Below are 13,438 nucleotides of genomic sequence, written 5' to 3' on the forward strand. Positions count from 1 at the left end.
CGACGCTCAGTTCGGCTCGGTGCCGCCGGGCGGGGCGATCCGCTCGGTGCAGACCACCGGCGGCGTCCCCGCATCGGTCCAGGTGACGTCCCGGCCCTTGCCGCGCAGCTCGCGGGTCGCGTCGGCGTAGCGGAAGCCCGAGCCGCTGGGCTGCAGGGCCAGGGTGATGGCGGGACCGTCCGGCGGGTGCACGACGGCGGGCTTGCCGGGCTCCGCGTTCAGGAACTCGACCGTCAGGAGCTTGTCGCGCGGGCAGAGGAAGACGACGCGGCGGATCGTGGCCTCCTCGGGCTCCGCCGCGCGCGACAGCGCCGTCTCCGGCTCCTGGCCCGGAGCCGGCCCGTCCTTCTCCTGGGCCGCCGAGATTCCGGCTCCCAAGATGACGGCTCCCAACATGCCGGCTCCCAAGATGGCGCCTCCCCCTGCGGCGAGGGCCGCGAGGCCGGGAATGCGCCCGCTCTTCACCGACCCTGATCTCCGGCGCTGCATCGACTGAACCCTCCTGCCCTGCCCCGCCGGCGGCGGGAGCGTCCATCACGATGGTCGGCGCTCAGTAGCCCTCCCAGAGGCCGGGCGTCGCCAGTTCGAGCAGGTGCCCGTCGGGATCGCGGAAGTAGAGGCTGGTCCCGCCGCGGGGCCAGCGGGTCCGGCCCTCGACGGCGATGCCCGCCGCCGCGAGGTGGCGCTCCCAATCCGCGAGCGCGTCGGCGCCGACCGCGAAGGCGACGTGGGCGGGGCCCCGGCCGTCATGGGGCGGGATGGTGCCGCCGGGCGTCTCGACCGGCCGCAGCGAGCCGCCCTCGGGAAACAGCAGGAGCACGCCGCGCCCGGCCACGTTGTAGCCGCGCATCCGGAGGTCCGCATGGAGGCAGGGCAGGCCGAGGATGCCGCCGAAGAAGGCGTCGGCGCGGTCGAGATCCGCGACGTACAGGACGGTCTCGAGGACGCCGGCGAGGGACGGCGCGGCGCTAGCGGGCATCGCAGCCGATGCAGATGTCGCGCACGACCCGCTCACGCGTCCGGCCGGTCAGCTGGCCCGGCAGGCGCCCCGCCGGAAGCGGCGCCATCTCGGCCCGCGGGGGGATCGGCCGGGCGGGCGCGGGCATCTCGGCCGCGTGGGGCGCCGGGTCCGGCGCGGCCGGTCGCGTCAGCGCCATGCCCTGGACCGGGCTCTGGGCTTGCGCGCGCTGGGCGCCGGCGAGGCACAGCGCGCCGAGAAGCGGGGCGGCGAGGCGGAAGAGCCGCGGCAGCAGGGTTCGTCCAGGCATGCAGCCCTCCCTCTGCGGTCCAACGCCGGACCGGCCCGCGGAGTTTCGAGGCCGGCGCGAGGGCACCCTACCGGACGGCCGCGCTCGGAGCGAAAAGCCAAGGCGGCGGCCAAAGCCCGGGCGGGCAAGGCTCGGGCGGGCGGGCGGGCGGGCGGGAAGGGCTGGACGAGAAGGCCTGGACGGAAAGACGGGCGGCGACGGGCAATCCTGCCCGCCCCGCCCGCATGGCGCCCCGCCCGGTGTTGAGACGGTGAAAGTGCGGCGCGCAGGGCCTCTCTAGGGACCGGATGGCGCGGCCCCGGCCTTCCGCCGGAGCGCCCCTGCGTGCCCTTCCGTGCAATCCCTTGACCGGTCCGGGGCGCGGACGCCTCAATGCCGGTCGGACAGGGAGGGGATGATGCCGCTGAGACCCTACACGTTCGGCGATCCGCATATCGACAAGGCGACCTCGGAACATGTCCGCTTCCCGATGACGGACGGGCAGCAGGTCATCGCCGGGCGCATCGGCATCGCGGTGATCCGCGCCCGCTTCGGCGGCAGCGATCCCGACCCCGACCCGATGACGCTGTTCCTGCATCACCGCCGGCCGATCGAGGACGCCACGAGCGCGAAGTTCGACCGGACCGGCGCGCCGGACAACCTCATCGAGGTCTACGCCGAGGATTTCGAGGAACCCTGAGACCGCCGGGCCCCCGAGGACGGTCCGGGGGATTCGCGCCGATCGGTCAAATGCGAGCCTTCGCCGCAACCGGATGCTGAGGTGGCCCGTGCTGGGCTCGCGGGATGGAGGGTCCATGACCAGCATCGCGCCGATCACCTCGGTGGGCATCCTGCGGGCGGGCGACCTGCAGCTCTCGGCCCGCAACGAGGCCGCCCGCCGCCACAACACCGAGACGCGGACGGTGTCGGTCGAGATCGCGCGCCCGGTCGACCCCGCGACGCGCGCGGAGGCCGGCAACGACGTGCTGCGCAGCGTGCCCCTGACCGAGCGCCGCCTCCTCGACATCAAGGTCTGAGTCGAACGGACCCCGACCTGCCCCCGCAGGGCGGCTGACGGCGCGGAGCGCCGGGCCTATGCTCGGCCGCGTCGCAGACGGGGGGAGCTGGGCGGGGGAGTTGGGGATGACGCCATCGCAGGCCGAGACGATCGCCGCAGCCGACAACGCGACGGTCGCGATCGTGAGCACGCTGATCTCCTTCCTGGAGAAGCAGGGCGTGATCCGGCGCGAGGATTTCACCGCCTTCCTGGCCGCGGCCATCGAGGGCTGGCGCTCGGAGGGCGCGGACGAGAAGTTCCTGCGCCTCGTCGCGCTCAAGGCCCGGGGCCTCGCCATCGACCTGCCGCCCTCGGTCCAGAACTGAACCGAGTCGGACCGACGCCGGACCGGGACAATTTGAAGCTTTCGTCGAACGTGATCTTCAGCCGCTCGGTCCAGGCTCCATCCTGGGACCGTCGCATTCCGGAGATCCGCGTGCAGGATCGTCGCGCAGAACAACGTTTTCGTGTCAACGAGATCGGCTCCGTCGCCATCGACGAGCACACCATCGTGCCCTGTCTGATCTACGATCAGTCGAGCATCGGGGTGCGCCTGACGATGGTGGACACCTCCGGGGTGCCGGAGACCTTCGTGCTGTTCGGGGACCGCTTCCCGCGGGCCCGGATCTGCACCGCCGCCTGGCGCACCTCCGAGGAGATCGGTGCCTTCTTCGATCAGCCGGCCGAGCGCATCGCCCTCACGGCCTGAGGGGCGCCGGCCGGACCGGGCTCCGCTTCGCCTTCAGGCGATGGCCCGGGCGGCGACCGCGACCTTCTGGACCGAGGCATCGACCTCGGCCGCGGCCGGGGCGATGCCGTCCATGTTGCGGCGCACGAGCGCAACGCCGTCGGCCGCGTTCTGCATGTTCACCGACATCTCGCGCGTCACCGCGGATTGCCCGGTGACGGCCGGGGAGACGCTGAGCGAGATCTGGCTGAGATGCCCGATCGTCCGGGCGATCGCCTCGATGGCGTCGACCGCCCGGCAGGTGGACTCCTGGACCGCGCTGATCTGCAGGCCGATCTCCTCGGCGGCCCGGGAGGAATGGTGGGCCAGGGCCTTGACCTCGGCGGACCTCGCCCCGGCGGAGCCCCTCCCAGGCGCGCAGGGCGACATCGCCCTCGCGCTCCTCGGGGACGAGGAACCTCCCGTGGTGCCGTCCCTGGACCTCTTCGGCGCCTCACCTGAACAGCGCCAGCGCCAGCGCGTTCGCGTGGAGGATCCGGCCCTCGAGCGCCAGCTCGATGCGAACCTGCGCCCGGTCGATCGACCGCAGGAATGCGGGACGTTCCGAGAAGAGCATGGAGAGGCTTGCCCCGGTCCGTGGACGGAGCTTGGTGCGGCCCTCTCCTCGTCGCAGCCAAAATTTGACAAATAAACCCCGAGTTCCGATCCAATAAGCTGAGTTGATCTGTGCCATGGAAGGCAATACACGGAGTCATACTGACTGATTTTGCCTGAAGCTTTGCTTGGCGCTGCCAAGCCCCCTGCCAAGCCCCCTGCCAAGCCCCCTGCCAAGCCCCCTGCCAAGCCCCCTGCCAAGCCCCCTGCCAAGCCCCCTGCCAAGCCCCCTGCCCTGCCCGATCGGATGCGGGCCGACGCATCGGAGGCGTCCCCGGGGTCGGACATGTCCTGACCGCATCAAGAGACCTGGCGCCGGGGCCTCCCCCTCCCGACCGGACCGCCTTCGGCAAGACGGTTGACCGCACGCGCCATTTCTCCTATCCCGAGCGCTCCCGAGCGACAGGCCGCGCCGCAGCGCGTTCCCGACGATGCCGCCGGGCCCGAATCCGCCCTCGTCCAGCGGATTTGTTGGGGGATAGTTTAACGGTAGAACGGTGGACTCTGACTCCTCTAGTCCTGGTTCGAATCCAGGTCCCCCAGCCACTTATTCATCAAACACTTAGCTCGATCCGGTTGGCCCGCTTCGGCGGGTTTTTCCATTTGTTTTTCCATTTTGCTGGAACCGCCGGGCCCGTGCAGGTCCGGCAGCACCCGCGCGTTCGAGCGCGTCCTGTCGGCCGTCCGATGGTGGGTCGGCGTCGCGTCGGTGATGCGCTGGCCAGCATGTCGGCAATCTCCCGGTCCGTCCTGCCCAACTCGCGCAGGTCCGTCGCCACGCTGTGACGCAGCCCGTGCGCCGTCAGCCCCGGCTTCACCTTGCCGGCCTCCGCGCGCTTCGCCCGGAGCTTCCGGAACGGGGCGTTCCGGCCGCCCTCCGTCCAGGGGCCGCCATCGCTCGACCGGAACAGGTGCGTCGCGGGCTCCAGGCGCTGATCCAGGATCTCCGCGAGCGGCGCGAGGCAGGGCACCGTCACCGCGCGTCCCCCTTGCCCGCGCGGAACGAGTTCATGCCGTCGCGGTCGCGTCGTTGCGCATGGTGCGCAACTCGGTGACGATCTGCGTCATGCGGCAGTTCCAATCAATTTGAAGGAGTTCCGGCGGCAACCATGAAGAGATGCTGCCGATGATGGCGCATCACGGGATTGCTCAGAGAGCCCACGATGGAAGAGCGCCGAACTGCACCGCGTCACCGCGTCGATGAAGGCGGACTGATCTCGATCGACGAACACACGTCGATCGGGTGCATGGTTCACGACCTGTCTGTGACCGGCGTTCGGCTGACCATGCCGAGCACGGCTGCTGTCCCGGACGCCTTTATGCTCGATGCGCCGTGCGTCGGCGGCATTCGCGTCTGCAGGGTTGCGTGGCGCGATGATGAGACCATCGGCGCATGGTTCGAATGGCCCGTCGTCTCCTGAATTGTCATCAGAGGCGCTGACGTTGGGCAGGACGTCGGCGATGGCGAGGAAGAGGCCGGTGGTCATGCTGGGCTCCGATGTCGAGCGCGTCGGAGAGGGCAACCGGAACTGAAGCGGGACGGCCGATGCGATCTGCGCAATTCTGATTGGTCGCAAAGGGTCTCGTGAGCCCTTTGCTGACCTTCACAGATGGGATCCTGGCCGCCTCGGAGGCCTTTGCCAGGCGCGCATTGGCTTCTGCGCTGGACGGCGAAGCGTTCGGCCGGACCGTCTGCAGAGCCGTTCGAGAGGCGCTCCCGCGATTCCGCCAGCGGAGACCGTCTCCTCGAGCCATGCCTGGGCCGCCGCGACGATCCCGGTGGAGAAGACATCGGCGTCGTCATCCAAGAGGAGATCTCGCGGGAAAGATCATGCCAGCTTCGGAATTTGTGCATTCCGGAGAGTAGGTTCAGGGGTGTTGCTGATGAGTGACAGCCGACAGCCTCGTTGTGATGCCAGGAGGCTGTGGACGTTCGGGCCGGGGCGGACCGCGCTGACCTGATGCGTTGCCGATCGTTTGCACCGGATCGCCAGGGCGCGTGACACCACGAAGCCCATCGAGGCGTCTGCCGTGCGCTCCAGGCGATCCCCTTCAACCCCGCACTCCTTCGCGATCACATGATCAGGGCAGAGATGTCGGCGCCGATCTCGACCGTACCAGAGGGTAGTTTCGAAGGACGGGGAGACGGCGGGGCATTGGACGTGCGCCAGATCATCCTCGCCCTCGTCGTCACGGCGGTCATCATGGCAGGGGGGATCCTCGCCGGCGTCAGCCAGTACGCCAGCTCCCGCCATGTCCTGCTTCACGATGCAGAAACGCGGGCCTCGCGCTTCGATACGGTCTACCGCGAGGCCTCCGAGGCGCGGCTTCAGTCTCTGCGTCTTGGCGCCGAGATCATCGCCCGGGACACGCTCATCGTCGGCGCGCTCACTCAGCGCGATCGAGCCGAGCTTGCGCGCCGCTCGGTGCCGTTGTTCGAGCAAGTGTTGAAGCCGCGCTTCGGCGTGACGATCTTGGGCTTCCAGGTCACCGCCGACGTCAACTTCTTCCGGGCGCATCGTCCCGACCTGTTCGGAGATAGCTTGGCCGATCGGGTCATGGTCGCTGCCGTCATGAAGTCGCGGCTTCCGGTCGCTGGTCTGGAAATCGGCCGCATCGGTCCGGAACTGCGCGTGATCGCGCCGGTCATCTCGGGCGAGACCTATGTCGGAAACCTGGAACTCGGCAGTTCGCCCTGGGACGCGTTGCAGATCGCCGCGCAAGCAACCGGCCTCGATTTCGGCTTCGCCCTTGACCGTCGAACCGCGGAGACGCTCGACCGCGCACGCGGGACGACCGATTTGACGAAAGGCGAGGTTCTCTACATCCGCTTCTCGCGGCCGGAAGCCCGTGACCTGCTCGCCGCCGCACCGTTCAACCCGGCCGAGACCGTCCCCTCGGCGTCGCGTGGCGAGACTCGCGAGGTCTTCGTGCGGACGATCCCGATCCTGGACGTGAGCCGTCAGCCCGTGATCCACATCACCGTGGCGGAGGACCTGACCGATGCGCTCGCCGAGGCGCGGAGAGGGATCGTCCTCTACACAGGGCTGGCGACCGCGATCCTGCTCGCCGTCGTCCTCGTTGGGCTGTTTCAATTCCGCGCGCTGCGGGCGCGGCTGGAGCGCAGCTTTTCCGGGCGGCTGCAGGAGGTGCGCAGCAAGGCGCGGGCATACGACCGGATCAGTCAGTCGCTCCACGATCTTGATGCCTGGAAACTCGGCCTTCTGACCGAGTTGGTCCTGCTGATCCGCGATCCGCTCACCGCTGTTCAGGGAGCGATCGATACGGCCGTGCGGGGAACCCGCGAGGTCTCGGAACCAGCCCTCGTCTTCGCTGCGAGCGAACTCCGGCGTCTGAACACGGCTGTCGAGGATCAGTCGACGATGCTGCTGATGCGTGACCGGCTCAAGCGCGCCGAGCCCGGATCGGTCGATCTCGCGGCGCTCGTCACGGAGATCGCCGGAGAGGCGGGGGGCGCTCCTGCAATTCAGCTCACCGTGCCGGCTGGCCTGCCGCCAGCACGGTGCAACGCTTCCCTGATGCGCGCGGCGCTCCGCACCATCGTCTTCACCTTGCAGCGGCGCATGGTCGGGTCTTCCATCGTCGTGGCGCTCAAGCTCGAGGACGGTGCGATCGTCGGTCGTGTCGCGGGATCCGGCGGCTGGCGCGCCAGCCCGCCAAGCCTCGACGAATTGGTGGCGTTCGGGACGGCGACGGAAGAGGAGGCAGGCAGCCTGCTGATCCTGGCGCGCCTCACCCTGGAGCGCTTCGATGGCTCGCTCACGATCCTCGAGGGCGAGACGAACCGGGTCGGCTTCCTCTTCAGTCTGAAGGCTGCCTGATGCGCCCGCGCTTCGTCCCGCGACCGCCGCTGGGCCTGATCCTATCGTTCCTGGCAGCCTCAGCACTGCTCGTGTCTGAGAACCTGTTCGCCCGCCCATTCACCTTCCTCACCGGCATCAGCTTCGAGACCGTCCGGCGTGGCGAGACGGCGCTTCTGCTAGGGATCGCGGCGCTCCTGATCGCGCGCTTCGTCCGTCGCGACCTGATTCACGGCCTTCTCGAGCATCGCGCCGGCAAGGCGCTGCCGCATCTCATCGGCGACGTTGCGAGCTTTTCGGTGCTCGTTGTCGGCGCTGCCGTCATCATGACCGGTGTGTATGGCTGGGATATCGGCGCCGTTGTTGCTGCTGGCGGCCTGAGCCTTGCGATCCTGGGTCTCGCGCTCAAGGACGTCATCCTCGCCGTTTTCAACGGCGCCGCTCTGAACGTCGAGAACGCCTTCACGGTCGGTGATCGCGTCAAAATCGGTGAGGTCGAGGGTATTGTTGTGCAGTCGACTTGGCGCAGCACCACGATCCTGACCAGTGCGCGCCGCCTCGTCACGATCCCGAACGTCGCACTGGGCACGGCGTCGATCACGAACTTCGACCGGCCGAACAAGAGCGAGCAGCGCATTCTTGAGATCTGCCTCGACTACGACGTCACGGCAGAGAGCGCCGAGCGGATCCTGCTCGCGGGCGTGATCGGGGCTGCTGGGGTCTCGCTCGTCGACGCACCGCGGGTGCATGCCATCCGGCTCGACCGCGACGGCGTGCTCTACGCCATTCGCTACGTGATCGCCGAACATGATCAAGGGCTCTCCTCCGATCATGCGGTCATCAAAAGCATTCTGGCGCATCTGCGCGACGCCGGGATCGGGGTCGCCTATCCCAAGCAGGAAGTCGTCACCGCGGAACGTCGGATCCGCGTCGCTGATCGCATCGTCGACCGGCGCGTGCTCGTACAGCAATGCGGGCTGTTCCGCGGCCTGCCATCGGCGGTCCAAGTGCGGATCGCCGAAGCGCTGATTGAGCAGACGGTGCAGGCGGGCGCCTCCCTCATCGCAGCCGGTGCGGTGCGTCCATCGCTTTTCATCGTCGGCGAGGGCTTGATGAAACGGCTGCGCGCACGGCCCGATCGGCCGGGCTTCGTCGAGGAGCGGTATGTCGCGACCCAGGCGTTCGGGCGACGCGCGTTCCTCTCCGGCCTCCCTCATCCGGCACCGATCGGCGCCGTCACGCAAAGCCTTGTTTTCGAACTCACCCGCGCTGCCTTCGCAAGCATTCTCGCCGAGCATCCCGAGATCAAAGCGTCGCTCGCAACGAACCTCGCGCGTTCACCGATCCTCGACATCACGCACGCCACCGAGGTCAGCGCGCTCGACGCCCGTGCCGAGCGCCCCGCCGCCTTCTATCTCGGTCTCCTGGATTCGATAGCGACGACAGCGAGTTGACCGGGGATCGGCTCGACGCAGACCTCGTCATGCAAAGATGTCTCGGCCCCCGCGCAGCTGGTCCGGGGCCGTCGTCGTTTCGGGTGCCGTCCTGATCGCCGCACGGGCTCGCGCCGGCCTGGACGCGCCTGTCGGCCGGCGACCGGACGAAGGGCGCGAGGCTGGACGACTGAGCCTCCTGCGAACCGGCCGATCTCGATGGTGCCGACGACGACCAGACCGGTCTGCGGACGCGCGGCCTGTTGATCCGCCGCAGCCTGATCGACGGCGAGCGGACCTACGTCACGACTTGGTGCCCGGCCAGCACGCCGATCGCGACCTTGGCGGCGGTCGAGGGGCGGCGGCGGACCATTGAGGACGCGTTCGAGACGGCCAAGACCCAACGCGGACTCGCTCACAACGAGACCCGCTCCTGGCGTGGCTGGCATCGGCACGTCAGCTTGGTGATGATGGCCTTCGCCCTGCTGGCGGTGATCCGCCAGCACGCCAACGCGCCGCCCCCAAAAGGCCGTGCCCGACCGAGCCCGCGCGCCCGTCGATCCGCTGGTCGGTGCAGGAGATCCGCCGCATCGCGGTGCGGCTGGGACAGCGGCGCATCCAGTCCGCCCACGTCATCGCATGGTCGCTCCGGCGACGGGCGCAGCAGGCCGCTGCCCGCCAAGCGCATCTCAAACGCCGCGCACCAAACGCCAGAGCGCGTTGACGCGGCAAGTCCAGCAACGCAAGGCGCCAGTCTGTACACCAGAAAACGCACCTGTCATGTCAGCCTGGGCTTCCCCGGTGCGCATCGCGATCGGCTCGGCACGACGCGCGGGTCAGGCCTCCGCCCGCTTGAGCGCGTGCTCGAGACGCTCGTCCGGAGGCGCGATCTCGGTCACGAGGTCGCGCAGGTGCGCCTTGTTCGACAGCGGCTCGAGGACCATCTCGCGCGGCTCGAGCCGCGTCGTGCAGGCGTAATCGACCTTGCCGTCGATCACGATCATGCACTCTTTGCAGGTGTTCGCATTGATGCATGAATGCCGGACGCTCAAGGTGGGGTCGAGGTTGGCGCGGACGTAGCGAAGTCCGTCCAGGACCGATTGGCCCGGCGTGTAGGGGACGACGTAGCGGCTCGTCCCGCGCGGGCCGAGGCCCGTTCCGCGGCTCACGACGAGCGTGGCGGTGATGCTCATGAGGCCAGCTCGGACAACGGTGAGACGTGGACCGGGGCGCGACCGACGACGAGGGCATCGCCGAAGAGCGAGACGGTCTGGTGGATCGCCCAGGGCTCCGCGGTGTCGGGGAAATCGTCGCGCTGATGGGCGCCTCGGCTCTCCTGCCGGGACAGGGCCGTCCGCGCGACGGACTCGGCGACGAGCAGCATGGACCGTAGGTCGAACCAGTCGAGCCGGGCCATGTCGTAGGGTCCCTGATGGCCGGGCGGACCTTCACCGAGATCCGCCCTGAGCATCGCCAGCCGCGCGAGCGCGCGCGCGAGCCCCGCGGCCGTGCGGAATGGACCGACATCCTCGGCCATGACGGACTGGAGCTCCGCAATGACGCCGGAGAGGTTGGTGGTGGCGGCCGGATTGGAGGCGCCCGCGCAATCGAGCGCCGCCGCAGCGTCGGACAGCGTGCCGCGCTCGGCCGCGACGGCGCGCTCGGCCGCGGATCGTCCGGCGATCCGTCCGAAGACGAGGGCCTCGGTGATCGCGTTGCCGGACAGGCGGTTCGCTCCGTTCGCACCCGCCACGATCTCGCCCGCGGCGAACAGACCGGCGACACGGGCGCCCATGCCGGCATCCACCCGGACCCCGCCCATGTGGTAATGCGCGATCGGCGCGACCTCGATCGGCATGTGCGTGAGATCGATCCCGTTCGCGGCGAGCTTGTCGATCACGGGACCGAAGGCGCTCCGGAGCTGCGCTGTCGGCACGTGCTGGAAGCTGAGATAGGCACCCCCGGCGGGCGAACCGCGCCCGGCCCTGACCTCGCTCAGGATCGCGTGCGTGGCCCGGTCGCGGGCGACGTTGTAGCGCCCGCTCTCCTGGTTTCCGTAATCGTTCAGGAACTCGCGGAACTCAGAATTCAGGAGGCGGCCCCCGAGCTTGTAGCGGAATGGGTCCCACATGATCGGGTCCATCCCGACGAGGCGCGGCGCAAGGTGGCCGATCGGGAAGAACTGGACGAACTCCATGTCCATGAGCTCCGCCCCGGCGCGGAGCGCCAGAGCGTGGCCGTCCCCGCCCATGTTGGCGGAGGCGCTGTTGCGCCGGTAGAGGCGCGTCACCCCGCCCGTCGCGAGAACCACGGCTCCGGCCGAGACGAAGACCGTCCGGCCATCCGCAACGGAGAAGCCCACCGCGCCTCCGACGGCGCCGTTGTGGAGGACGAGCTCCGTGACGCAAAGGTCGCCGATCCGGGTCACGCCGTCTCGACGCAGAACGCGCGTCCGGAGGGTCTTGGCGACGGCCGGCCCCGTCGCCAGGAAATCGACGTAGACGCAGCGCGGCCGGTCGTGTCCGGGCGCATGCGCCTGCTTGATCCGCCCGTCCGGGTCGCGCGCCCAGCCGACCTGCCATGCGTCGAGCTGACGAATCTCCGTGGGTCCGCGCTCGCAGACGACCTGGGCGAGGTCCGCATCGCAGAGGCCGCGGCCCGCCGTGAGCGTGTCGGCGAGATGATGCGTCCAGTCGTCGGGCACCTCGGACCCGAGTGCGGCCGCGACCGTCATCTGGGCCATGATCGTGGCACCGCTGCGCCCGATGAGGCTCCGGTCCGCCAGGATCACGCGCGCGCCATCGTTCGCACCCGCGAGCGCCGCCGCCATTCCGGCGGCACCCGATCCGATCACGAGCACGTCCGTCTCGAGTGTCACGGTCTCAGGCGGCACAGCATCTCCTTCCTCGGCGGTGCCCACGGCCAGTCGCAGCCGCGACCCTCATCGCACGCCCGCCCGGACCGCGACAGACCATCGAAGCCATGGGAGAGGCACGACGTTCGAAGCAGACCCAGCGGCGCCCGTTCCTCAAACCGAACGTCGCAACTGCGCGGGCGGCCATCGCCGCGCTTGCACTATGACAAAGATTGCATCGATTCAACTGAGAAATAAATGCCATTATTCTTCATTTGGAAAGCATCAAAATCCTCATATACTGGTATTGCTGGTTTAATTTTCTCGTTGACGCGCTGCCCCAAATTGAACAGAAGACGGGATCTGCAGCCGTTTTGACGAACGACTTGGATGTCGTGCGGTGCGCACGGATCCGGCTCGCTCGACACGGCGACCGATCCACGACGAGCATTGCCTTGCCCATCCCGGTACGGTTCGGCCGCGGGCGCTGGCAGGTTCCCCTCACGGAGTGCCCTCATGCCCCCTGCACGCCTCTCGCGCCGCCAAGCGATCGCTCTCTCGGCAGCGGTCGCCCTCGCGCCCGGCACGAGCCTTGGACAAGCTGGAGCCGGAAAGGTCGCGAAGATCGGGCTTGTCCAATCGACGACCGGCGGATCGGCCGCGCTCTACGGCACGGAGCAGAAGCAGGCGATCGAGCTCGCCTTCGACGAGATCAACGACGCCAGGACTCTCGGCGACATCACCCTGCGGGCCCTCCACGCGGATGACGGGGCCGACCGCGGTCAGACGGTCAACATCTTTCAACGCCTGATCCGGCAGGACAAGGTGGTGGCGATCCTCGGCCCGAGCCTGTCCAACTCCGCCTTCGCGGCCGATCCGCTCGCCGAGCAAGCCGGCATCCCGGTGGTCGCAAGCTCGAACACCGCCCCAAATCTGACCAAGATCGGCAACTTTATCTTCCGCACCAGCGTGCCGGAGGATCAGGTTTTCCCAACCGTGCTCGCCTACGCCGTCAAGAAGCATGGCGTGAAACGTGTCGCCCTCGTCTACGGCCTCGACGACGCGCTGACCCGCGGCGCCCACGACGTCCAGAGGAAAGCCGTCCAGGATCTTGGCCTCGAGCCGGTGGGGATCGAGAGCTACCAGCGCGGCGACGTCGACTTCTCCGCGCAGCTCACGAAGATCAAGGCGCAGAAGCCCGACGCGATCATCCTCGGCGCCCTCGCCGAGGAGGCGGCCGCCATCCTGCGCCAGGCGAAGCAGCTCGGCTTCGACGAGAAGGTCGTGTTCGTCGGCTGCAACGCCAACATCTCGGCCAAGCTCTTCGAGCTCGCGGGGCCGGCGGCCAACGGCATCCTGGTCGGCGCGGCCTGGTTCGCGGGCTACGACCATCCCAAGAGCAAAGCCTTCGTCGAGGCCTATCGCAAGCGCTACGGCAGCACGCCCGACATCTATGCCGCCCAGGGTTACGACGCCGCCTACCTCATCGCCGAGGCCATCCGCCGAGCCGACACCGTCACCGACGGCCGGGCCGTCCGCGACAAGCTCGCGGGGATCCAGGATTTCGAGGGCGTCCTCGGCCGGTTCGGCTGGTCGGCGGAGCGGGACGCCACCGTCACGCCCAAGGTGCTGATCGGCGACGGTCAGGCCAAGGTCTTCGTGGCCGCACCGGCCGTCTGACGCG

15 protein-coding genes, 1 tRNA gene and 2 pseudogenes are annotated in these 13,438 nt (G+C 68.8%); 9 read left to right on the forward strand and 9 right to left on the reverse strand.

Translation table 11 applies throughout. From position 1 onward, the window contains the following. Positions 1 to 6 precede the first annotated feature (6 nt). From F6X51_RS12685 to F6X51_RS28585, 3 genes are all read right to left on the reverse strand, one after another. Positions 7 to 465 carry an MliC family protein gene (locus F6X51_RS12685; protein WP_246696777.1) on the reverse strand — a complete coding sequence of 153 codons (459 nt, stop codon included), beginning with the start codon at positions 463 to 465 and terminating at the stop codon, positions 7 to 9. Between the two features lie 85 nt (positions 466 to 550). After that, entirely contained in the window at positions 551 to 979 is a 429-nt protein-coding gene (locus tag F6X51_RS12690) for a VOC family protein (RefSeq protein ID WP_150964029.1), read from the reverse strand. Further along, positions 969 to 1,268, reverse strand: a complete 300-nt coding sequence (locus F6X51_RS28585; protein ID WP_150964030.1) for a hypothetical protein — start codon at positions 1,266 to 1,268, stop codon at positions 969 to 971. Before F6X51_RS28585 ends, F6X51_RS12690 begins: the two co-directional genes overlap by 11 nt. A 394-nt stretch (positions 1,269 to 1,662) precedes the next feature. On the opposite strand from F6X51_RS28585, the gene F6X51_RS12700 reads away from it, so the two are divergent. The 4 genes from F6X51_RS12700 (at position 1,663) to F6X51_RS12715 (ending at position 3,013) form a co-directional block, all read left to right on the forward strand. Further along, positions 1,663 to 1,947, forward strand: a complete 285-nt coding sequence (locus tag F6X51_RS12700; protein ID WP_150964031.1) for a DUF1488 family protein — start codon at positions 1,663 to 1,665, stop codon at positions 1,945 to 1,947. A gap of 115 nt (positions 1,948 to 2,062) precedes the next feature. Beyond that, on the forward strand, positions 2,063 to 2,284 hold the full coding sequence (locus F6X51_RS12705; protein ID WP_150964032.1) for a hypothetical protein: 222 nt from the start codon (positions 2,063 to 2,065) through the stop codon (positions 2,282 to 2,284). Positions 2,285 to 2,390: 106 nt separating this feature from the next. After that, entirely contained in the window at positions 2,391 to 2,630 is a 240-nt protein-coding gene (locus F6X51_RS12710) for a hypothetical protein (protein WP_150964033.1), read from the forward strand. 110 nt (positions 2,631 to 2,740) lie between these two features. Further along, complete coding sequence (locus tag F6X51_RS12715; RefSeq protein WP_150964034.1) at positions 2,741 to 3,013, forward strand: PilZ domain-containing protein; 273 nt, start codon at positions 2,741 to 2,743, stop codon at positions 3,011 to 3,013. 33 nt (positions 3,014 to 3,046) lie between these two features. On the opposite strand, the gene F6X51_RS12720 is transcribed toward F6X51_RS12715, so the two are convergent. Beyond that, positions 3,047 to 3,421, reverse strand: a complete 375-nt coding sequence (locus tag F6X51_RS12720) for a methyl-accepting chemotaxis protein (protein ID WP_150964035.1) — start codon at positions 3,419 to 3,421, stop codon at positions 3,047 to 3,049. Between the two features lie 64 nt (positions 3,422 to 3,485). Beyond that, a complete protein-coding gene (locus F6X51_RS28890) occupies positions 3,486 to 3,608 on the reverse strand; it encodes a hypothetical protein (protein ID WP_281407638.1) in 123 nt (40 codons plus the stop codon). A 510-nt stretch (positions 3,609 to 4,118) separates the two neighbouring features. Here F6X51_RS28890 and F6X51_RS12730 point away from each other — a divergent pair. After that, a tRNA-Gln gene (locus tag F6X51_RS12730) sits at positions 4,119 to 4,192 on the forward strand. Positions 4,193 to 4,200: 8 nt separating this feature from the next. Here F6X51_RS12730 and F6X51_RS29030 read toward each other — a convergent pair. After that, a pseudogene (locus F6X51_RS29030) lies at positions 4,201 to 4,641 on the reverse strand (hypothetical protein); the annotation flags it as partial. Positions 4,642 to 4,710: 69 nt separating this feature from the next. Then, positions 4,711 to 5,133, reverse strand: a complete 423-nt coding sequence (locus F6X51_RS27880; RefSeq protein ID WP_191970099.1) for a hypothetical protein — start codon at positions 5,131 to 5,133, stop codon at positions 4,711 to 4,713. 675 nt (positions 5,134 to 5,808) lie between these two features. On the opposite strand from F6X51_RS27880, the gene F6X51_RS12745 reads away from it, so the two are divergent. From F6X51_RS12745 to F6X51_RS12755, 3 genes and pseudogenes are all read left to right on the forward strand, one after another. Next, positions 5,809 to 7,488, forward strand: coding sequence for a cache domain-containing protein (locus F6X51_RS12745; RefSeq protein ID WP_246696785.1), 1,680 nt, complete (start codon positions 5,809 to 5,811; stop codon positions 7,486 to 7,488). Further along, positions 7,488 to 8,921: a mechanosensitive ion channel family protein gene (locus tag F6X51_RS12750; protein WP_150964039.1), complete on the forward strand. Its 1,434-nt coding sequence runs from the start codon at positions 7,488 to 7,490 to the stop codon at positions 8,919 to 8,921. The genes F6X51_RS12745 and F6X51_RS12750 overlap by 1 nt, the downstream gene beginning before the upstream one ends. A gap of 100 nt (positions 8,922 to 9,021) precedes the next feature. After that, positions 9,022 to 9,457 (forward strand): annotated as a pseudogene (locus F6X51_RS12755) (IS701 family transposase); the annotation flags it as partial. Positions 9,458 to 9,736: 279 nt separating this feature from the next. Here F6X51_RS12755 and F6X51_RS12760 read toward each other — a convergent pair. Beyond that, positions 9,737 to 10,093: a 2Fe-2S iron-sulfur cluster-binding protein gene (locus F6X51_RS12760; RefSeq protein WP_150964040.1), complete on the reverse strand. Its 357-nt coding sequence runs from the start codon at positions 10,091 to 10,093 to the stop codon at positions 9,737 to 9,739. After that, a complete protein-coding gene (locus tag F6X51_RS12765; RefSeq protein ID WP_210250303.1) occupies positions 10,090 to 11,793 on the reverse strand; it encodes an FAD-binding protein in 1,704 nt (567 codons plus the stop codon). The genes F6X51_RS12760 and F6X51_RS12765 overlap by 4 nt, the downstream gene beginning before the upstream one ends. Positions 11,794 to 12,270: 477 nt before the next feature. On the opposite strand from F6X51_RS12765, the gene F6X51_RS12770 reads away from it, so the two are divergent. Continuing rightward, entirely contained in the window at positions 12,271 to 13,434 is a 1,164-nt protein-coding gene (locus F6X51_RS12770; RefSeq protein WP_191970101.1) for an ABC transporter substrate-binding protein, read from the forward strand. Positions 13,435 to 13,438 lie beyond the last annotated feature (4 nt).

The sequence above is a fragment of the Methylobacterium planeticum genome, from assembly GCF_008806345.1.
Lineage (GTDB): Bacteria > Pseudomonadota > Alphaproteobacteria > Rhizobiales > Beijerinckiaceae > Methylobacterium > Methylobacterium planeticum.

What these genes read in the sequence shown, in the direction of transcription:
- F6X51_RS28890 (WP_281407638.1), bottom strand. Translation starts at nt 3,608, where the DNA reads ATGCTCTTCTCGGAACGTCCCGCATTCCTGCGGTCGATCGACCGGGCG.
- F6X51_RS12760 (WP_150964040.1), bottom strand. Translation starts at nt 10,093, where the DNA reads ATGAGCATCACCGCCACGCTCGTCGTGAGCCGCGGAACGGGCCTCGGC.
- F6X51_RS28585 (WP_150964030.1), bottom strand. Translation starts at nt 1,268, where the DNA reads ATGCCTGGACGAACCCTGCTGCCGCGGCTCTTCCGCCTCGCCGCCCCG.
- F6X51_RS27880 (WP_191970099.1), bottom strand. Translation starts at nt 5,133, where the DNA reads ATGACCACCGGCCTCTTCCTCGCCATCGCCGACGTCCTGCCCAACGTC.
- F6X51_RS12770 (WP_191970101.1), top strand. Translation starts at nt 12,271, where the DNA reads ATGCCCCCTGCACGCCTCTCGCGCCGCCAAGCGATCGCTCTCTCGGCA.
- F6X51_RS12700 (WP_150964031.1), top strand. Translation starts at nt 1,663, where the DNA reads ATGATGCCGCTGAGACCCTACACGTTCGGCGATCCGCATATCGACAAG.
- F6X51_RS12720 (WP_150964035.1), bottom strand. Translation starts at nt 3,421, where the DNA reads ATGTCGCCCTGCGCGCCTGGGAGGGGCTCCGCCGGGGCGAGGTCCGCC.
- F6X51_RS12690 (WP_150964029.1), bottom strand. Translation starts at nt 979, where the DNA reads ATGCCCGCTAGCGCCGCGCCGTCCCTCGCCGGCGTCCTCGAGACCGTC.
- F6X51_RS12710 (WP_150964033.1), top strand. Translation starts at nt 2,391, where the DNA reads ATGACGCCATCGCAGGCCGAGACGATCGCCGCAGCCGACAACGCGACG.
- F6X51_RS12750 (WP_150964039.1), top strand. Translation starts at nt 7,488, where the DNA reads ATGCGCCCGCGCTTCGTCCCGCGACCGCCGCTGGGCCTGATCCTATCG.
- F6X51_RS12705 (WP_150964032.1), top strand. Translation starts at nt 2,063, where the DNA reads ATGACCAGCATCGCGCCGATCACCTCGGTGGGCATCCTGCGGGCGGGC.